Below are 18836 nucleotides of genomic sequence, written 5' to 3' on the forward strand. Positions count from 1 at the left end.
ACTCTCGGGGCTGCCCATGCTACCCGTCGTCTTCGGCCAGGTGCCGGAGCTGGTCGCGGGCCGCGGCCGCGACGTCGGCCCGGACGCCGAGCTCGCCGAGCATCTCGGTGGCGGCCGCCATCTCGGCGGTGCGGCGGACGGCGTGCCGGTACGAGCCGTCGACCAGCCGGTCCACAGTGGACGCGTCGGCGGCGGTGAGCTCGGCGACGACGAGCTGCCGCAGCCACTCCTCGCAGCCGGCGGCACGGGCCGCCCGCAGCGCCTCGACCACGGCGGCGGACATCCCCTTGAAGAAGACGCTGCGCAGCAGCTTGCGCTCGGCGGCGAGCCCCGCCTCGCCGGGCATGGTGTCGACGGCCGCGCCGAGCGGGTTGAGCGTCGCGGCGGTGACGCCGGCGGCGGGTCCGGTGGCCAGCATCGGCACCCGCAGCCCGCGGCCCGGGACCGGCGCCATGATCGCCACGTCGGCGAACGGCACCCGGTGCGCGCCGGCGAGGGCGGCGAGCTCGCGTTTGGTGCCGGGGGAGGCGGTGTTCAGGTCGGCCCAGACGGCGTTCTCCCCAAGCCCGCCGAGGCCGGCTTCGAGGGCGCGGAGGGAGGCCGACGCGCTGTTGACGCTCAGCACGAGGTCGGCACCCCGGGCGGCGTCGGCTTCCGAGCCGGTGCCGACGACGCCGCCGCCGGCCGGGACCACCGGGTCGTAGCCGCGCACGACGGCGCCGGCGGCCACCAGGTCGCGCGCCAGGGCGCCGCCCGCTTCGCCCAGGCCGAGTACGGCGATGGTTGCGGTCACAGCAAGATCCTCCTCGCCAGTTACGATCGAGTACACGATGTTCTCGACAAAATTGTCAACAAACGGAGCCGAGGCTATGACGGAGAGTGCGCCGGACGGGCGGCCGGGGGAGCGGTCCGCGGTGGCGGCCATCCGCGACGCCATCGTCCGCGGTGAGTTCGTGCCCAACCAGCGGCTGGTGGAGGCGGATCTGTCCGCGCAGTTCGGGGCGAGCCGGGCCACGGTCCGGGCGGCGCTGATCGAGCTGACCAACGAGGGGCTCGTCGAGCGCGTGCAGAACCGCGGCGCCCGGGTGCGCGCGGTGTCGCTGGAGGAGGCCGTCGAGATCTCCGAGGTGCGCATGATGCTCGAGGCGCTGTGCGCGGCCAAGGCGGCCGAGCGCATCTCCGCCGCCGAAATCGGCGAGCTTCGTGAGCTCGGCGAACGGATGCGGGCGGCCGTGGCGGGCGGGGACGTGGTCGGGTATTCGGGCCTCAACCAGCGGCTGCACCGCCGGATCCGCGAGATCGGCGGCCAGCGGACGGCGGCGCAGGTGCTGGAACGGCTGCGCGGGCAGAGCGTCCGGCACCAGTTCCGGCTGGCGATGCGCCCGGGCCGGCCGCAGGTTTCGCTCCCCGAGCACCTGGCGATCATCGACGCGATCTGCGCCCACCGGCCGGAGGAAGCGGCCGAGGCCGCGCGCGTCCACCTGAGCAGCGTGATCGAGGCGCTGAAGACGGCCGACGCCGAGGTCTCCCCGCTGCATCCCTGACTCCCGCCAAAATTGTTGACAATTTCGTCAACCGGATCGTACCGTGACGGCATGAACCCCGTCATCGTCACCGATCCGCCGCGCGCCGACCTCGATCGGGTGACGCGGCTGGCCGGCTACGGCGTCGCCACCGTCCACGAGGCGCTCGGCCGCTCCGGCCTGCTCTCCGCCGATCTCCGGCCGATCCAGGACGGCGCCCGCGTCGGCGGTACCGCGGTCACCGCGCTGTGCTGGCCGGGGGACAACCTGATGATCCACGCGGCCGTCGAGCAGTGCCGCGAAGGCGACCTCCTCGTCGTCACCACCACCTCGCCCTGCCGGGACGGGCTGTTCGGCGAGCTCTTCGCCACCGCGCTGCGCCGCCGCGGGGTGCGGGGACTGGTCACCACCACCGGCGTCCGCGACGTCGCCGAACTGCGCGCCCTCGGCTTCCCCGCCTGGTCGGCCGCGGTCAGCGCGCAGGGCACCGTGAAGGCGACCGCGGGCGCGGTCAACGTCCCCGTCGTCGTCGGCGGGCAGCTCGTCCGCCCCGGTGACGCCGTGCTCGCCGACGACGACGGCGTCCTGTGCGTCCGCCGCGAGGACGTCCGGAGCGCGCTCGACAAAGCCCAGGCCAGGCTGGAAAAGGAAGCCGCCGCCCGCGAGGCCTTCGCGAACGGCCAGCTCGGCCTCGACCGCTACGGCCTGCGCGAAACGCTCGAAGCCCTCGGCGTCCGGTACCTGACCGCCGAGGAGTACGCGAAGGAGCGGGCATGACCGGCGTGCGCTGCATGCTCATGCGCGGGGGCACCTCGAAGGGCGCCTACTTCCTCGCCGAAGACCTCCCCGCCGACCCGGCCGCCCGCGACGACCTGCTGCTGCGGATCATGGGCACCCCCGACCCGCGCCAGATCGACGGCCTCGGCGGCGCGCAGCCGGTCACCAGCAAGGTCGCGATCGTCTCGGCGGCCACCGGTGCCGGGCACGACGTCGACTACCTGTTCCTGCAGCTCGGCGTCGGGGAGCCGACCGTCTCCGACCGCCAGACGTGCGGCAACCTGCTCGCCGGCGTCGGGCAGTTCGCCGTCGAGCGGGGGCTGGTGCCCGCGGGCCCCGAGCGCACCACCGTCCGCGTGCGGCTGCTCAACACCGGTTCCGTCGCGATCGCGTCCTTCGCCACCCCCGGCGGCGAAGTCGACTACCGCGGCGGCACCGCCATCTCCGGCGTGCCCGGCACCGCCGCCCCGGTCGAGCTCGACTTCACCGGCACCGAAGGGTCCGTGTGCGGCAGCCTGCTGCCCACCGGGCACGTCCGCGACGACGTCGGCGGGGTGGAAGTGTCCTGTGTGGACAACGGGATGCCGGTCGTCGTGGCCCGCGCGCGCGATCTCGGTGTCACCGGGTACGAACCGGTCGAAGCGCTCGCCGCCGACACCGCGCTGGCCCGGCGGATCGACGCACTGCGCACCGAAGCCGGGAAGCTGATGGGCCTCGGCGACGTCGGCGGCAGCTCGGTGCCGAAGACCACGCTGGTGGCCGCGCCCCGCGACGGCGGCGCCGTCTGCACCCGCACGTTCATCCCGGTCGTACCGCACCCGTCGATCGGGGTGCTCGGCGCGGTGAGCGTCGTGACGGCGCTGCTGCTCGACGGTGCCGCCGGCGGCGAACTGCTCGTCGCCCCGCCGGCCGGGGAGCCGGTCGAAGTCGAGCACCCGAGCGGGAAGCTCGCGATCGGCATCGAGTTCGACCGGGCGGTCACTCCGCCGCGGATCCGCCGGTCCACCGTGGTCCGCACGGCCCGCAAACTCTTCGACGGCACGGTTTTCCCGCGTTCCTGAGCGGCCCGCCCCGCCGTGCCGCTCAGCGCGCGGACTGCCACCGGAAGACCCCCGCGCCCTGCGCGTACGCCAGGTGGCCGCCCAGTGCGCCACCCGCGCCGGTCACGGCCAGGCCGAGCGCGCCCAGCACCCGGCCGCGCGCCACCCGGCCGCGCGTGCGCGCCGCGTAGGACGCGCCGAACAGGCTGATCGCGACCGCGTTGCCCGCGGCGTGCGCGAGCCCGACCCGGCGTTGCCGTTCGTCGAGGTCGGCGTAGTCGAACAGGCCGAGCAGCACGGCGGCCGGCGCGGCGAGCAGCCCGGTGGCGACCAGCCGGCGGGCGGCTTCCTCCTGGCCGGGCAGCAGGTCGAACAGCGCCGAGCACAGCCACGCGCCGATCGGCGCGGTGACGGCGAGCGGGTGCAGCGGGTGCCCGAGCCAGCGCCCGCGCAGCAGCTTGCCGGGGACGCTGGTGGCGGCCCTGCGCAGCCGGTAGGCGAGGGCGGTGGCCGGGACGTCGAGCACTTCGGCCGTTTCGACGGCGGTCAACGCGCGGTGCGGCGGGGCGGGGTTCTCGGCACGGTGGGCTCTCTGCATGCCGTCCCGGCTACCCCCGCCCCGCGCGCCCCAACCACCGGCGATGGTGCCCGCCCCGCCCGCGCGCTACCGTGAGCGTCTTGGGCAACGCTCTGCGTGACAGTGTGCCGGCCTGGGGTGGGGATGGGGATGGGTGCGACGCGGTCCGCGTTCGCGGTACGCGGCTTCCGCCTGCTCTGGCTGGCGGGCCTGCTGTCGGTGGCCGGCGATCAGCTGGCCCGGGTCGCTTTGTCGATACTCGTCTTCCAGCGCACCGGTTCCGCGGCGCTGAGCGCGGCGACGTACGCGCTGTCGATGCTGCCCGCTCTCGTGTCCGGCGCGCTGTTGTCGTGGCTGGCCGACCGGTACCCGCGGCGCCGGGTGATGGTGGCCTGCGACGTGGTCCGGGCCGCGCTGGTCGCCGTGATGGCCGTGCCCGCGATGCCCTTGCCGCTGATGGCCGCGCTGCTCGTGCTGGTGCAGCTGGCCGAAGCGCCGTTCTCGGCCGCGCAAGGCGCCGTGCTGCCCGAGCTGCTGGGCAGCCGTTACGAGGCGGGACAAGCGGTCCAGCAGGTGACGACGCAGCTGTGCCTGGTGCTCGGGTTCGCCGCCGCCGCGTTCGTGGTCACCGGGGTCGGTGCCCACGCCGCGCTGGGCGTCGACGCGGCCACGTTCGCCGCTTCCGCGCTGCTGATCCGCGCCGGCCTCGGCGAGCACCCGCCGCCGTCGGCCGACGGGGAAGGCGGGGCGACGTGGTGGCGGCGGTCGTGGCGCCGGATCGGGGCGGGCGCGGTGGCCGTCGGCCGGGACCGGCGGCTGGCCACGCTGGTGTGGCTGGGCTGGCTGGCGCTGTTCACCGTCGTCCCCGAGGGGCTCGCGGTCCCCTTCGCCCACCAGACCGGGGTGGGCGCCGAATGGACCGGGGTGCTGCTGGCCGCGGAACCGGCGGGCGCGGTCGCCGGCGCGCTGCTGCTGCGGCGGGTCGCCCGGCCGGTGCGGGTGCGTGCGCTCGGCGTGCTGGCGGTCGGGACATCGGCGCCGCTGGTGGCGTTCTGGGGCCGGCCGACCCTGGACGCCGCGCTGGCACTGCTGTTCGTCTCCGGGTTGTGCTCGGCCTACCAGGTGACCGCGGGCGCGACGTTCGTCCAGCTGTCCCCGCCGCGGGTGCGCGGGCGGACCCTCGGCTTCGCGCGGACCGGCATGATCGCCGGGCAGGGGCTCGGGATCGTCGCCGGCGGCGTCCTCGCCCAGCTGGTCGGGCCGGCGGCGGCGATCGCCTGGGCGGGGACCGCGGGAGCGCTGGTCGCGCTCGCCGCGGCCGCGGCCTGGGCGCGCCGCCGCCCGGACGCCGTTTCGGCCGCGCTGCCGGCCGAGGCCTGAGGTTTCACCAGCCTTTGTCGCTCATCGCGGGGCTCCTTCCCGGGTGGCAGGGGAGTGGAATCGAGGTTTCACCAGCCCTTGTCGCTCATCGGCTCGCCCCTTCCGTGCGGTTCGTCCGGTGCCGGATACCCGGGAATGGTCTCAGCCGCCCGGTCGGGTCGCGATGGCGGGAAACACCTGACATCCAGCCGCAACGCGACTACCCTGGGCGATCGGGGGATCACCGGCGCGGGGGAGGCGCTGCGATGGGGGAAAGCGTGGTCACCGACGGAGGCCGGTCGCCGTCGGGGTGGAAGCTGTGGTCGTTGCCGGGGCGGGTGCTCGTCCTCGTGCTGGGGGTGGACCTGGCGGCGATCGGCGTGCTCGTGCTCGCGGCCCGCGCGGCACCGGCACCGGAGCAGTGGGTGACGGCGGGCTGGCTCGCCGCCGCGGCGCTGCCCCACCTGCACGCGTCGCACTTGATCGAGCGTCGGCGGCGCGACCGCGCGGGCACACCGTACGTCGACCTCTGCAGTGTCTGGATCTTCGCCGGGGTGATCGTGTTGCCCCTGGTGCTCGAGCTGGTGCTGGTGGCGGTGATCTACGCGCACCGCTGGGCGCTGGTCAACCGGTTCGACCCGGTCCGGCCACCGCACCGCACGGTGTTCACCGCCGCCACCCTCGCGCTGGCCGCGGCCGCCGCGGCCGCCGTGCTGCACGCGACCGGCGTCCACGAGCACCTCGCCGCCGGCGCGCGGCCCGGCTGGGCCGACCTGGTCGCCGTGGTCGCGGCGGCCGCGGTGCAGTGGGCGGTCAACACCGGGCTCGTCGGCACGGTCATCGCCTGGACGGTCACCGTCGAGCACCCCCGCCGGCTGATCGGCAGCGCGTCGGACAACCTCCTGGAAGTCAGCCAGCTGGCGCTGGGCGTGTTCGTCGCGCTCGCCCTGCTGTGGTGGCCGCCCGCCGCGCTGCTGATGATCATCCCGACGTTCGCGCTGCACCAGTGCGTCCAGCTCGACCAGTTCAAGCTCGCCGCCCGCACCGACCAGCGCACCGGCCTGCTCAACGCGATCGCCTGGCACGAACAGGCCGAGCACACGCTCGAGCGCACCCGCGGCCGGATCGGCGTGCTGATGATCGACCTCGACTGGTTCAAGCGCATCAACGACACCCACGGCCACCCGGTCGGCGACGACGTCCTCGCCGAGGTGGCCACCGTGCTCACCCGGGCCGTCCGGCGCGGCGACACGGTCGGCCGCTACGGCGGCGAGGAGTTCGCGGTGCTGCTGCCCGACGTCGACGAAGCCGAGGTCCGCGCGATCGCCGAGCGGATCCGCCTCCGGATCCGCGCCCTGCGCATCACGGCGCCGACGGGCGAGCCGGTGACGCTGTCGGCCACGATCGGCGCGGCACTGCACCCGGCGGAGCCCGGCGCGGGTCTCGACGAAATGATCCGGGCCGCCGACGACGCGCTGTACGCGGGCAAGAAGGCCGGCCGCGACCGGGTGGCGGTGGCCGGGTGGTGAAGCGGGCCGGGGCCGTGGTGGTCGAGCCGCTGGTGGCCCGGGGCCGGCGGCATCGGTGGGGCCGTCCCCGCGCTCAGCTCGTCTCGCGCACTTCCAGGCGGTGTGGCGCGACGACGGACCGCGGGGCTTCCGGGTGGGCCGCCTGCCGCGCCAGCCGGTCGAGGGCGAGCTCGGCGATGCGGTCCTTGTCCGGCGACACCGTGGTGAGGGCCGGCACGCTGTAGCGGCCGTCTTCGATGTCGTCGAAGCCCACCAGGGCCAGGGCGTCCGGCACCGCGATCCGCCGGTCGGCGGCGGCCCGCAGCGCGCCCAGGGCCAGTTCGTCGGTGAAGCAGAAGACCGCGTCGGGCGGCCGGGGCAGGTCCAGCAGGCGCAGCATCGCCTGGTGGCCGTCGGCCCGGTGCAGGCGCCGCACCGGCACCTCCAGCTCCGGTTCGGCCGGCAGGCCCGCCTCGGCCAGCGCCTGCCGGTAGCCGGCGACCCGCTGCCGCGCGGTCGCGTTCAGCGAGCGCGGCTGGATGCCCAGCGCCGCCACGCGGCGGCGGCCCGAAGCCAGCAGGTGCCGGGTCGCCTCGCGCGCGGCGGCGACGTTGTCGATCGCGACGTGGTCCACGCCGGCGGTGCCGTCGTGCTCGCCGAGCAGCACCAGCGGGACGGGGTCGGTGCGCGCGGCCAGCTCCGCCGGGGCCACCGCCCACGGGCTGAACAGGACGCCGTCGACCAGCTGGCTGCGCCGTCCGTGCAGCAGCTCCTTCTCGCGCTCGGCGTCGCCGTCGGTCTGGTCGATGAGCACGGTCAGGCCCCGGGTGCCGGCGATTCGCACGGTCCGAGCGGCGAGCTCGGCGAAGTACGGCGAGTCGATCTCCGGGACCACCAGGGCCACCAGCCCCGTCCGGCCGCGCCGCAGGGTGCGGGCGGCCAGGTTGGGGCGGTAGCCGAGCGCGTCGATGCTCGCCTGCACGCGTTCCCGGGTCGCCGGGGCCACGTACCGGAACCCGTTCACCACGTTGGACACCGTGCGCACCGAGACGCCGGCGTGCTCGGCCACGTCACGCAGTTTCGCGTTCACCGGGGCAGCGTACCTCTTGCAACGTGGCATGCCACGTTGCAAACTGAGCTGCCACGCCGTCGTGCTCCCCAGGAGGCCAGGATGACCGCGCCCGTCCCACTGCCCGCCGCCGAGCTCACGGCCCTGACCGGGCGCTTGGCCACCGACGGCATCATCGGGCTGCCCGGGGCGTTCCCCCGCGACTGGGTGCGGCAGCTCGGCGAGGACATCGACACGGCGTTCGCCGAGGCGCGGGCGCGGCCGGGCGGAGCGATCGGCCGCGGCCCGAACCGCTTCTACGTCGAGATCCACCCGGAGCAGCTGCGCGGGTTCACCGACCTCGTCACCCACCCCTGGATCACCGCCGTCGCCGAAGCGGTGCTGGGGCCGGAGTACCGGATCGTCGAGGTCGGCTTCGACGTGCCGCTCGCCGGCGCGGCCGACCAGCCGTGGCACCGGGACTTCCCGATGCCCGCCGAAACCGCGCGCGAGCGGCGGCTGACGTCGCTGGCGGTGAACGTGACCGCCGTCGACACCGAGCCGGACATGGGGCCGTTCGAGATCGCGCCCGGCACGCACTGGGACGACGGCGGCGCCTTCGAGCACGGTATGTTCCCGCCGCGGTCGGACTACCCGCGCTACCAGGAGTTGGCGACGCGCAAGTTCCCGCGGATGGGCGACATTTCGATCCGGTCGGCGCTGACGGTCCACCGCGGCACCGCGAACCACTCGGCCAAGGCGCGCCCGGTCCTGGTGCTCGGCCTCGACGCGCCGGGCGCGGGCAACGACGAGCGGCACGACACCGCGGTGACGCGGGAGTTCTGGGCCGCGCTGCCGGGATCCGTGCGCGCGCACCTGGACTGCCCGGTCGTCGACGTCCTGGCGCCGATCACCCAGAAGCACACGATCGAAGGCCTGGTGATGGGAGCCTGATGTTTGGCGGTCCGGTACGCGGGCACCTGGTGGCCATGGCTGATGCGGGAATCACCGAAATGACGGGCCGGGCCGGTGTCGTCGCGGCGCTGCGCCGCGTGCTGCTCGCCTTCGGGGTCGGCGGTGCGCTGGCGTGCCTCGCCTGGATGGCGTTGTGGCTGGCCATGCACGTTTAGCTGCCGGGCTCCGGCCACGCGGGGTGGCCGGAGCCCGGGTTTTCACTGGCAGGCTTCGCAGTCCGGGTCGTCGATGCGGCAGGCGGCGCCGTCGGTGAGCGGGAAGTCGAAGTCCTCCAGCTCGGGCACGGCGACGGACTCTTCCGGGGTGGTGGTGGCGGACATGGCCCTCCCTTGTGGACGAACGGTTTCCCTTGGGTGTAGCGCCGAAGATCGCCGCGCATTCCGTGACGCGCGCCACACCCGGGTCAGCCTTCGAGGAGCCGGACGAAGTCGGTGAGCGGCGGCAGCCCGGAGATGCCGTCCCGGAACCCGCGGGCGGCCGAGCGGTAGGCCGGATCCCCGAGGACACGCGCCACGGCGCCGGCCAGCCCCTCCGCCGTCAGCCCCGCGGCGCCGACCCGGATCCCGAGGCCGAGTTCGCCGACGCGTTCGGCGTTGGCCGGCTGGTCGGCGAACAACGGCACCGCGACCATCGGAACCCCGGCCGAAAGCGCTTCGCGCACGCTGCCGAAGCCCGCGTGCGTCACGAAGACGTCGCTCGCGGCGAGCACCGCGCGTTGCGGCACGAAGCTCGCCAGCTCGACGTTGTCCGGGCGCGGACCCGTCCACGACGCCACCGCGTCTTCGCTGCCGAGCGCGACGACGGCTCGCACGCCCAAGGAACCCAGCGCCGCCACGGTGATTTCGAGCAGCCGCGAATCCGCGGCGAGCAGCGAGCGCACGTTCGAGCCGAACGCGGCGAAGACCACCGGCCCCGCCGCGGGCGGCTCCACGGGCGGTTCGGGCACACGGTAGTACCGGTGTCCCGGCGTGCGCAGGCCATCGGGGTACCACCGCTCCGGCAGCAGGCCGGCGGTCAGCCGGTCGGCGGGGACGTTCGGCGGCCCGAAGCCGCGGCTCAGCTCGGCGAGCCTCCCGGCGAGACCGGGCACGAGCGGCGGCATCAGCGGTGCGACGTCGACGACGGCCGACGGGACACCGAGCACCCCGGCCGCGACGAGCCCGCCGTATTCGTTGGTTTCCCGCACGATGACGTCCGGCCGCCACCCGGCGTCGACGACGTTCCGGGCGAAGTCCCCGGTCATGGTGTCGTTGAAGAGGGGAACGTCGAGGGGCCCGGAGACTTCGGGCCGCCACCGCCGCATCTTTTCGACCAGCGCCGAATCGACGAGTTCGGGGCGGCGGCCCAGCTCACCGGGCGCCAGGACGTCCGGCAGGACGACGACGGGCACCCCGCGCCGGCCGAGCTCCGCGGCCATCGCGCCCCCGGTCGCGATGGCGGCTTCGTGGCCCGCTTCGCGGGCGGCCCGGGCCAGCGGCACCAGGACGGGCAGCAGGTGGGAAGCGATCGGCAGCCCGGTCAGCAGCAGTCGCACAGCGCCCCCTTGATCGACTCCGGTCCCAGGGTAGTGGGCTGGGGACAACTCGGCGGCCCGCGGTCTCCGCCGAGACTCGCAGCGCGCCGGGAAGCGGGACAAGACGGCGAATGTCCGGGCAATGTCCTCGCACATCAGGACAATGTTCCGTGTCCGCGCCGCCCAACTTGGGTAGTCCGTTCCGGAAGGGATCACGGACGCGGCGAAAGGTGGCTTCTCGTGCCGCAGTGGGTGGAGGCGGGGCTGTGGGGTCTCGTCGGCGGGGTGGCGCTCGTGCTCGGCGCCGCGGTGGCCTGGTGGGTGCGGGTGCCGCAGCGGGTCGTCGCGGGGATCATGGCCTTCGGGGCCGGGGTGCTCATCTCCGCGCTGGCCTTCGACCTCGTCGACGAGGCCCAGCGGTCCGGTGGGCTCTGGCCGACCGCGGGCGGCTTCCTCGGCGGCGCCGTGGTGTACGTGCTGATCAACGTGCTCCTCGCCCGCCGGGGTGCCCGGCACCGCAAGCGCTCGGGTGGGCAGCAACCGTCCGAACAGGACACCGCGGGCAGCGGGGCCGCCATCGCCGTCGGCGCCCTGCTCGACGGGGTCCCGGAATCGGTCGTGCTCGGCGTGTCCCTGCTCGGGGGCGGGGGCATCGGCGTCACCGTGCTCGCGGCCGTGTTCATCTCGAACGTCCCCGAAGGACTCTCCAGCGCCGCCGGGATGAAGACCGCCGGACGCGGTGCCCGGTACGTCTTCGGCGTCTGGAGTGGGATCGCGGCCGCCAGCGGGGTCGCGGCCCTCGCCGGCAACCTGCTGCTGCGGACGGCGTCGCCCGCGACCGTCGCCGCCATCACGGCGGTGGCCGCGGGGGCGATCCTCGCCATGATCGCCGACACCATGATCCCCGAGGCGTTCGAACGCACCGAGCTCTACACCGGCTTGCTGGCCACGCTCGGTTTCCTCACCGCGTTCGTCATCGAGCACGCCGGCTGACTCAGCCGGTCTGCTCCCGGATCCAGTCCGCCACGACGTCCACCCGGGCGATCGTCTCGGGCCCGGGCTGCGGGCACGGCGGCCCGGTGTTGACGATGGCGACCAGCGTCGCGGTGGCGTCGTCGTCGGAGACGAAGAACGGGCCGCCCGAGTCCTCGGGGCACGGGCCGTTCTCGACCGTGCGCTTGCCGACCGGCTGGGCCTCCAAGGTCGCCTGGCCGATGCCCGACACCGTGAACCGCCCGCGCTTGAGGTGGTCGGACGGGCCGAGCACGGTCGCCGAGAGCGAACCCCAGCCGGCGAACTGCAGCTGCGTCCCGATCGACGGCCGGGTGGTGGCCAGCGCCACCGGGGCGATGTCGTCGACCGGGCGGGCGAGCTTGGCCACCGCCAGGTCGTTCACCGGCGACTGCCGGACGTCGACGACCTCGCTCGTGTACCCGCCGGGGTCGGTGTCCTTCAGCCGCCCGACGGTGACGGTCATCGTGTACGGCGGCCGCCCGCCGATCCGGGCGTCCTTCAGGTCGTGGAAGCAGTGCCCGGCGGTGACGACCCACTGCCGCGCGACCAGCGAGCCGCTGCAGGCACCGCTGCGCACCCCGCCGCCGGGGACGGGGATGTCGTCGGAGGTCAGCTTCGCGTTGAACGGCAGGATGGGGTTCGGGGCCGGCCGGGTGGACGTGGCTACCGGTGCCGGGGCCTGCGCCAGGGCCGCGTTGTCGGGCAGGCTGTGCCCTCCCACCGCCGCGGCCAGGATCGGGCCCACGGCCGGCGTCCCGGTCACGGCGTGGGCGAACGCGAGGCCGGCTCCGCTCAGCACCGCGACCGCCAGCGCTCGTGCCCGGAACTGCCGTCGTCGTCGCGCCGAAGAGGTCCTCACACCTCTAATGCACGGGCGGGAGGCCGGAATGGTTGCGAGGACCGGCAGGTTCTTGCGTTCGCGCCGGTCAGGGCGCCGGCCCCGCCGGGTCCCGGCGGGGCCGGACCCGTCAGGGGCGCCGGCCCACCTGATCGACGTAGGTCTTCACCGTCACCGCGCTGTCGGTCGTGCCCAGGAACTGGTACGTGGTGGCGTCGAAGACGATCACCAGCGGCTTGGCGTCCGGTGCCGAGCCGGGGGGATTCGGCCAGGTGATCCCGACACCGGGACGGCCGGCGCCGTCGGTGACGTGGTCCAGTGCCGTCAGGCCCGGCACCCTCGCCGCCGCCTCGAACAGCGCCGCGTAGGACGCCGGCTGGAGGACCTGCTCGTAGGCGAGGCCGAAGACGCTCTTGCCCATGGCGTTGACGTTGTCCTTCTGGGCGCCGGGCTGGGCGTTGAGGTAGGCCAGCATTCCGTCGGCGGTCGTCGGCAGGTCCGTCCGATAAACCGGCTTGGGCGTGCAGTCCTCGAGCATCCCTTCCTTGCGCGGGTCGTTCGTGCCGTAGTTCGGCGCCTTGCCGTCGCGGCAGCCACCGATCTTGGTGGTGCCGATCAGGCCGTCGCGGGTGCCGTCGATCGAAAACCAGACCTCGCGGACATGCCCGCCGGGGGACTCCGTCTTCACGTACAGGAACTGGTCGGGGCGCGGCGGCTTGGCTGGTTCCTTCAGGGCGGTGTTCGCCGCCGCGGTCAGCACCTTGACCGGGTCGGCGTGCGCCACGCCGGCCCCGATCCCGCCGACCTGGTCGGCGGGGGCCAGCGCGACGACGGCGGTGATCGCCGCGGCCAGGCCGATCGAGGCGCCGGCGAGCCAGAACCAGCGGCGCGGCCGGTGCCGCCGCTCGCCACGGGCGGCGGCCAGCAACCGCTCGCGGGCCGGGGCGAGCCGCTCCGCCGGCGCGAAGCCGACGGTTTCCGCGCGGGAGCGGATCAGGTCCAGGTCATCCATGACGCGAGGTCTCCTTCACGAGGTCGAAGGCGCCGAGCTCGGCGCGGACGCGGCCGCGAGCCCGGTTGAGCCGGGATTTGACGGTGCCGACGGGGACGCCGAGCGCTTCGGCGACTTCCTGGTAGGCCAGGCCTTCCGCGGCGACGAGCAGCAGGACGTCCCGTTCGCGGGGCCGTAGGGCGGCCAGGGCCCGGTCGAGCCGCGCGCCGAGGGCCTGGGCGCTGACCTGGTCGGCGACCCGGTCGGCGTGCCCTTCGTCGGCGGGCGGCGGTCCGACCGCCAGCCGGAGCTTCAGCTCGCGCGCTTCCGTCCGCCGCTGCCGCGAGATGAGGTTCGTGGCGATGCCGTAGAGCCACGGCCGCGCGTCGGACCGGGCCGGATCGAACTTCGCGCGCTTGTCGAAGGCGATCAGGAACGTGTCCGCCAGGACGTCGTCCGCGGTCGCCGGGCCGAGGCGCCGGGCCAGGTAGCGGTGGATGTGCCGCGAGTGGCGGTCGAAGATGACCGCGAACAAGCTGGGCTCGTGCCGCGACCGCGCGATCACGCTCGCGTCGTCGTCGGAATCGGGTTCTTCCGGGGTCATCGCCCGCCTTTCGGTCCAGCTGGTGTCATCGGCTGTTCCCGGGCGGGGCGGACCGGGTTCCGGGATCGGCGGCAGAAGTGACGCAGGTCACTCAGCGGCACTCGGTGGTGGCGTCTCCGGTCGCGAGCATGCGGCGGTTCGCCTCGCCGAGGCCGTCGGCCAGCGCGTGCAGCTGGTCCGGCGTCAGGACGTCGATCAGCAGCTCGCGGACCAGGGCGACGTGCCCGGGCGCGGCCTGTTCGAGCTGGGCCATGCCTTCGTCGGTGAGCACGGCGTACACGGCACGGGGATCGTTTTCGCACGCGCGGCGGCGCACCAGGCCGGCTCGCTCCAGCTGGCTGATCTGGTACGTCAGCCCGCTCTTGGAGTTCGAGACCGCGCAGGCGAGTTCGGCCATCCGCAGCTCGCGGTCCGGGGCGCCGCTGAGCCGGGCGAGGATCACGTACTGCAGGTGCGAAATCCCGGAATCCTGCTTCAGCTGCTGGTCCAGCCGCCGGTTGAGCAGCTCGTAGGTGCCGAGGAACGCGTTCCAGGCGCGCTTCTCCTCGGCGTTCAGCCACCGCGGACGACCCATGTCACAACGGTACCTGTTGTTCAAATTCGAACTCAAGGGGTACGGTGCGATCAAGGTTCAAATTTGAACACCCTGGAGTCGCCATGATCCCCGCCGCCACCGTCCGCACCCGGGTCCGGGTCCCGTTGCACTTCGCCGACGGCTACTCCGCCACGGCGGACGTCGTCACCTTCGAGGGCCTGGCCGACGGCGCCGAGCACCTCGCCCTGGTGTTCGGCGACCCGGTCCGGCCGCTGGTGCGCCTGCACTCGGAGTGCCTGACCGGCGACGTGTTCGGCTCCGCCCGCTGCGACTGCGGGCCGCAGCTGCGCGAGGCCGTGGAACGGATCGGCGGCGCCGGCGGCGTCCTGCTCTACCTGCGTCAGGAGGGCCGGGGCATCGGCCTCTACGCCAAGCTCGACGCCTACGCCCTGCAGGACGCGGGCCTCGACACCTACCAGGCGAACACCGCGCTGGGCCTGCCCGAGGACGCCCGCGACTACACCGCCGCGGCCCAGATGCTCGCCGCGCTGGGCGTCACCGAGGTGGACCTGCTCACCAACAACCCCGACAAGGTCCGGCAGCTGCGCGAACGGGGTGTCACCGTCGCCGGGACGGTGCCCACCGGCGTGCACGCGACCCCGGACAACCTGCGGTACCTCGACGCCAAGGTCCGGCACACGAACCACACCCTGGCCCTGCCCGAACTGGCCGGGTGAGCCTCAGCGCCGCGAAGCCGCGGTCGCCAGCTGCTCGGTGAGCTCCGCCAGCAGCTCGGTGGCCGCGTCGCCGAGCGCGGCCAGGTCGGCCAAGGTCGTTTCCGCGGTCTCTACGGGCACAGCTCCTCCTCCACGGCGTCGTGCCGCGCGACGACAGCTTCGGCGAAGGCGGCGTGGACGCGCAGGTACTCGTCGCGGCCGACCGCCGTGTCGGCCCATTCGTGCCAGCGGATGTGCGCTTCCGAGACGTCGATCTTCGCGGCCGCCGCCACCGTGGCGGGGGACGTGCCGGCGAGGATCGCGTGGTGCATCAGGGACGGCGAGGAGCGCCGGGCGAGCTCGGCCAGCGCGGCGAGCCGGCCGAGCTCGGCGAGCGTGTCGGACGTGACCGGACGCGGGCGCGGCCGGGGGACCGGACGCGAGTTCCCGAGGTTGTCGGTCAGGACGCTGGTCATCAAACGACTCCTGAGGCGGAAAGCAGCTGAGAGCAACCCGAACGGCGGAGGTTTACCCCGGCCGAGCCGGGGTAAACGCCGCCGCTGGTGATCTCCGTCTCACCGCTTCGAGTGATGCCTCAGAGAGCGTGGACCCGCCCGCAGTGCCACGGGATCCGCTGCGGCCGCACGCTTTCCAGCGTCGGGACGACCGGGGCGATCGTGCCGTCGCGGCGGAACGTCAGCTTGTCGATCGTCGTCTCGCGGTGGGTGCCGTCGCCGCCCGGGATGCCGAAGCGATGGTAGGCGAGGTACCAGTCGTCGGTGCCCGGGACCTGCAGCATCGAGCTGTGCCCGGTGCCGAGGACACAGAGGTGGGCGTCCTTGCTCAGGATCACGCCGCGGTTGGTGAACGGCCCGGTGGGGCTCGGCGCGGTGGCGTAGCCGACGCGGTAGTCCGGGCTGCGGGTGTCGTCGATGGACCAGCTGAGGTAGTACGTGCCCTTGCGTTCCACCGTGAACAGCCCCTCGCGGAAGTCGTTCAAGCCGGTCAGGCGGGTGATCTTCGCACTGTCGTAGGACACCATGTCGTCGTCGAGCGGGACGACGTAGGCGTTGCCGTTGCCCCAGTAGAGGTACGGCCGTCCGGTGTGGTCGATGAACACCGCCGGGTCGATGGCCTGGCCGCCGTCGGGGTTCTTCGCGATCAGCGGCTTGCCCGAGTCGACGAACGGGCCGGTCGGGGAGTCGCTCACCGCGACGCCGATCTTGGCCTCGGCGCAGAAGTAGAAGTAGTACTTCCCGTTGTGCTTGGCGATCGTCGGCGCCCAGGCGTTCTTGTCCGCCCAGCTCACGTCCTTGCCGAGGTCGAGGATGACGCCCTCGTCCTTCCAGTCGACGAGGTTCTTCGACGACCACGCCGAGAACTTCGTCCCGCTCCAGCCGTCGAAGCCGTCGGTGGTCGGGTAGAGGTAGTACGTGTCGCCGAACGCGACGATGTTCGGGTCGGCGTTGAACCCGGGCAGCACCGGGCTGCGCGCCTCGTGCGCCTCGACCGTCCACACGCGACGGTCGCCGCCGGCGCCGGTCACGGTGAACTGCTTCGGCGAGCTGAGGTTGACGGCCTTCCCGTTGTCCGGCCTGATGGTGGCGCCCGGCGCGAGGCCGAACGCCGGCGCGAGCCGGCGCAGGTCGGTGCCCGGTTTGACCGGCAGCACGACCGTCCCGGCCCCGGCGTCGATCACGGCGGGCGTCTTGAGCGCGTCGAGCTGCACCGAACGGATCGCGGTGCTGTTCGACGGCAGCGTGGCGACCTCGGTCCCGGACAGCGCCCGGTTGTAGAGCCGCACGTCCTTCATCTTGCCGGTCAGGGTCTTGTCGCTCGCGTACACCGAGCGGCCGAGGTAGTTCGCCGCCGTGACGCCGCCGCCGAGGTCCGACGGCTTGATGGTGGCGTTCGCGTTGCGGGCGACCTCCACGCCGTCCAGGTAGAGTACCTCGACGCCGTTGCCGACCGTGAGCGTCACGTTCTTCCAGACCCCGCGGGGTAGCCCACCCGCTCCGGCCGCCTGTTCGGTGGTCCAGTTGCCGGTGGCGATGGCGCCGCGGAAGCCGCCGCTCGCGGTGCCGCCGGTGGTGAAGAGGTAGCCGTTGCCGGTGCCGTCCTTCGCCGTGTTGCCCAGGCCCCACAGGAAGTACGGCGTCTGCTGGTTCGGATCGACCAGGACGTCGGCCGACACGGTCGCCGCCGAAGCGCCGGTGAGCAGGTTGTTCGGCAGCTGGACGTGCCCGTTCTTGCCGCCGAAGGCCAGGGCCCCGTCATTCCAGCTGACGTCACCGGCGAGGGCGCCGTCGTAGCCGTGGCCGGTGGTGTCGGTCGCGACCGTGCCCGACTTCGCGTCGAGCGGCCAGTGCGCGACCAGGCCCTTCGCGTCGGCCTTCACCGGGGCCGGGGGTGCGCTCAGGCGGTTCATCTCGGCCTGCGTGACCGGCAGGACGGTGCCGTGCCGCGGCGACGCGGGCAGGTGCGCGCCGGTCGACATCGTCCACTTGCCCGAGTTCAGGTCGGTGCTCTCGAACGGGACGTACCCGCGGCCGCCGAACTCGTCGATGAACAGGTACCACTTGTTCTCGGTGTTGGACTTGAACCCGGTCGGGCCCTCGCCCGCGGACAGGCCCGGGCTGGTCGCGGTGGCCTTGCCGATGCAGTCGGCGACGAAGCCGTAGTGCGGGTCGAGCAGGTCGGTGGCCTTCTCCTCGGTGATGAACTTGCTGCACGGTGTCGAGGACGTGTTGTCGCGCTCGTCCTTGGTGAACCGGTAGTAGGTGTCCTGGTTCTTGAGCACCGTCGAGTCGATCACCGAGTAGCCCGGGTCGATCCACACCTTCGGCGCGCTGAAGGTGACGAAGTCGCGCGTGGTCGCGTACATCATCCGGTTGTAGCTGTCGCCGAGGTGGTTCGGGTCGTTCTCCGCGTACAGCTTCGACGCCCAGTAGACGACGTACGTGCCGCGCTTGGCGTCCCAGAAGGCCTCCGGGGCCCACGTGTTGCCCGCGGTCGGCGGCGACACCTGGACACTGCGCTGCTGCGACCAGTGCGCCAGGTCGGTCGACTCCCACACCATGATCGACCGGCTGCCGGTGCGCTGGGCGGCGTCCCAGCCGCGGCCGGCGTAGATCCGCAGGTCGGTGGCCAGCAGGTAGAACTTGTCGCCGTCGGGGGAGCGCAGGATGAACGGATCGCGCACGCCCAGCTCGCCGAGGCTCGACTTGAGCACCGGCTGGCCGTTGTTGAGCTCGGTCCAGTTCAGCGGGTCGTTGCCCTTGCTGAGCGCCGAGTAGATCTGCTCGCCGTTGGAGGTGCCTTCGCCGGTGAAGTAGAAGAAGCTGTAGCCGGCCAAGGGTTCCTGGACCGGTTTGGGGACGACGGTGGCGGTGAACCGCCGGGTGGTGCTTTCGCGGCCGAGGCTGACCTTCGCGGTCAGGACGACCTTCGCGGGGGCCGCGCCGGTCGGCGGCCGGGTGACCTCGCCGGTCGGGGTGATCACCGACGGCGCGGACGACGTCCAGGCGACGCTCGTGCCGTCCGGGCCGCTCGCCGGCAGCGTGAGGTTGCCGCGGACGTCGTCGATGCCGGGCACGGACAGCGCGCCCGCGGCGTCGCGCAGGCCCGTGCCGGAGGGCGCCGCACCGGCGCCGGCGCTGCCGAGGGGGACGAGTGCGGCCGCGACGGCCAGCACGACGCCGAAACGGCGTGGGGAGAACAACTTCATCGTTGTCGGTTCCTTCGGGGCACGTCGGGGACCGGCGCATGTTAACGTTAACATGACCCGGGGTACGCTGACTCTAGGTCGGCGTGGTCCG

Annotated in this window: 20 protein-coding genes; 9 read left to right on the top strand and 11 right to left on the bottom strand. The window is 73.4% G+C overall.

The features are described from left to right. Positions 1-19: 19 nt before the first annotated feature. Positions 20-793: a DUF1932 domain-containing protein gene (locus ACWED2_RS22680; RefSeq protein ID WP_449692478.1), complete on the bottom strand. Its 774-nt coding sequence runs from the start codon at positions 791-793 to the stop codon at positions 20-22. Positions 794-869: 76 nt separating this feature from the next. On the opposite strand from ACWED2_RS22680, the gene ACWED2_RS22685 reads away from it, so the two are divergent. The 3 genes from ACWED2_RS22685 to ACWED2_RS22695 are packed head-to-tail and all read left to right on the top strand — an operon-like array spanning position 870 to position 3361. Further along, positions 870-1544, top strand: a complete 675-nt coding sequence (locus ACWED2_RS22685; RefSeq protein WP_449692479.1) for a GntR family transcriptional regulator — start codon at positions 870-872, stop codon at positions 1542-1544. A gap of 51 nt (positions 1545-1595) precedes the next feature. Beyond that, a complete protein-coding gene (locus ACWED2_RS22690; protein WP_449692480.1) occupies positions 1596-2300 on the top strand; it encodes a 4-carboxy-4-hydroxy-2-oxoadipate aldolase/oxaloacetate decarboxylase in 705 nt (234 codons plus the stop codon). After that, on the top strand, positions 2297-3361 hold the full coding sequence (locus ACWED2_RS22695) for a 4-oxalomesaconate tautomerase (protein ID WP_449692481.1): 1065 nt from the start codon (positions 2297-2299) through the stop codon (positions 3359-3361). The genes ACWED2_RS22690 and ACWED2_RS22695 overlap by 4 nt, the downstream gene beginning before the upstream one ends. 22 nt (positions 3362-3383) lie before the next feature. Here the strand turns inward: ACWED2_RS22695 and ACWED2_RS22700 are convergent, their stop codons facing one another. Next, the gene (locus tag ACWED2_RS22700; RefSeq protein WP_449692482.1) at positions 3384-3938 is read right to left on the bottom strand and encodes a DUF2231 domain-containing protein; all 555 of its coding nucleotides are present in this window, start codon (positions 3936-3938) and stop codon (positions 3384-3386) included. Between the two features lie 129 nt (positions 3939-4067). Between ACWED2_RS22700 and ACWED2_RS22705 the strand changes: the two genes are divergently transcribed. Continuing rightward, positions 4068-5297 (top strand): MFS transporter, encoded by a 1230-nt coding sequence (locus ACWED2_RS22705; protein ID WP_449692483.1) that lies wholly within the window; start codon positions 4068-4070, stop codon positions 5295-5297. 245 nt (positions 5298-5542) lie between these two features. Continuing rightward, entirely contained in the window at positions 5543-6805 is a 1263-nt protein-coding gene (locus ACWED2_RS22710; protein ID WP_449692485.1) for a diguanylate cyclase domain-containing protein, read from the top strand. Positions 6806-6878: 73 nt separating this feature from the next. Here the strand turns inward: ACWED2_RS22710 and ACWED2_RS22715 are convergent, their stop codons facing one another. Further along, positions 6879-7874, bottom strand: a complete 996-nt coding sequence (locus tag ACWED2_RS22715) for a LacI family DNA-binding transcriptional regulator (protein ID WP_449692486.1) — start codon at positions 7872-7874, stop codon at positions 6879-6881. Positions 7875-7955: 81 nt separating this feature from the next. Between ACWED2_RS22715 and ACWED2_RS22720 the strand changes: the two genes are divergently transcribed. Continuing rightward, positions 7956-8786 carry a phytanoyl-CoA dioxygenase family protein gene (locus ACWED2_RS22720; protein ID WP_449692487.1) on the top strand — a complete coding sequence of 277 codons (831 nt, stop codon included), beginning with the start codon at positions 7956-7958 and terminating at the stop codon, positions 8784-8786. Between the two features lie 35 nt (positions 8787-8821). Further along, complete coding sequence (locus tag ACWED2_RS22725) at positions 8822-8962, top strand: hypothetical protein (RefSeq protein ID WP_199191080.1); 141 nt, start codon at positions 8822-8824, stop codon at positions 8960-8962. Between the two features lie 42 nt (positions 8963-9004). Here ACWED2_RS22725 and ACWED2_RS22730 read toward each other — a convergent pair whose 3' ends face one another. Both ACWED2_RS22730 and ACWED2_RS22735 read right to left on the bottom strand, forming a co-directional pair. Further along, complete coding sequence (locus tag ACWED2_RS22730; protein ID WP_255410490.1) at positions 9005-9127, bottom strand: hypothetical protein; 123 nt, start codon at positions 9125-9127, stop codon at positions 9005-9007. An 83-nt stretch (positions 9128-9210) separates the two neighbouring features. Next, entirely contained in the window at positions 9211-10341 is a 1131-nt protein-coding gene (locus tag ACWED2_RS22735; RefSeq protein WP_449692488.1) for a glycosyltransferase, read from the bottom strand. A gap of 219 nt (positions 10342-10560) precedes the next feature. Here ACWED2_RS22735 and ACWED2_RS22740 point away from each other — a divergent pair, with 219 nt between their 5' ends. Next, positions 10561-11313, top strand: a complete 753-nt coding sequence (locus ACWED2_RS22740; protein WP_449692489.1) for a ZIP family metal transporter — start codon at positions 10561-10563, stop codon at positions 11311-11313. Between the two features lies 1 nt (position 11314). Here the strand turns inward: ACWED2_RS22740 and ACWED2_RS22745 are convergent, their stop codons facing one another. The 4 genes from ACWED2_RS22745 to ACWED2_RS22760 all read right to left on the bottom strand — a co-directional run bounded on the left by ACWED2_RS22745 (position 11315) and on the right by ACWED2_RS22760 (position 14341). After that, positions 11315-12193, bottom strand: coding sequence for a S1 family peptidase (locus ACWED2_RS22745; protein ID WP_449692490.1), 879 nt, complete (start codon positions 12191-12193; stop codon positions 11315-11317). Between the two features lie 109 nt (positions 12194-12302). Beyond that, positions 12303-13184, bottom strand: a complete 882-nt coding sequence (locus ACWED2_RS22750; protein WP_449692491.1) for a CU044_5270 family protein — start codon at positions 13182-13184, stop codon at positions 12303-12305. Beyond that, a complete protein-coding gene (locus tag ACWED2_RS22755) occupies positions 13177-13767 on the bottom strand; it encodes an RNA polymerase sigma factor (RefSeq protein ID WP_449692492.1) in 591 nt (196 codons plus the stop codon). The genes ACWED2_RS22750 and ACWED2_RS22755 overlap by 8 nt, the downstream gene beginning before the upstream one ends. 91 nt (positions 13768-13858) lie before the next feature. Then, positions 13859-14341 carry a MarR family winged helix-turn-helix transcriptional regulator gene (locus ACWED2_RS22760; RefSeq protein ID WP_449692493.1) on the bottom strand — a complete coding sequence of 161 codons (483 nt, stop codon included), beginning with the start codon at positions 14339-14341 and terminating at the stop codon, positions 13859-13861. An 83-nt stretch (positions 14342-14424) separates the two neighbouring features. Between ACWED2_RS22760 and ACWED2_RS22765 the strand changes: the two genes are divergently transcribed. Then, positions 14425-15039, top strand: coding sequence for a GTP cyclohydrolase II (locus ACWED2_RS22765; RefSeq protein ID WP_449692494.1), 615 nt, complete (start codon positions 14425-14427; stop codon positions 15037-15039). Positions 15040-15149: 110 nt separating this feature from the next. Here the strand turns inward: ACWED2_RS22765 and ACWED2_RS22770 are convergent, their stop codons facing one another. After that, the gene (locus ACWED2_RS22770) at positions 15150-15494 is read right to left on the bottom strand and encodes a hypothetical protein (protein ID WP_449692495.1); all 345 of its coding nucleotides are present in this window, start codon (positions 15492-15494) and stop codon (positions 15150-15152) included. Positions 15495-15613: 119 nt separating this feature from the next. After that, positions 15614-18745, bottom strand: a complete 3132-nt coding sequence (locus ACWED2_RS22775; RefSeq protein WP_449692496.1) for a family 43 glycosylhydrolase — start codon at positions 18743-18745, stop codon at positions 15614-15616. Positions 18746-18836: the final 91 nt, after the last annotated feature.

It is taken from the genome of Amycolatopsis sp. NPDC005003 (assembly GCF_053600695.1).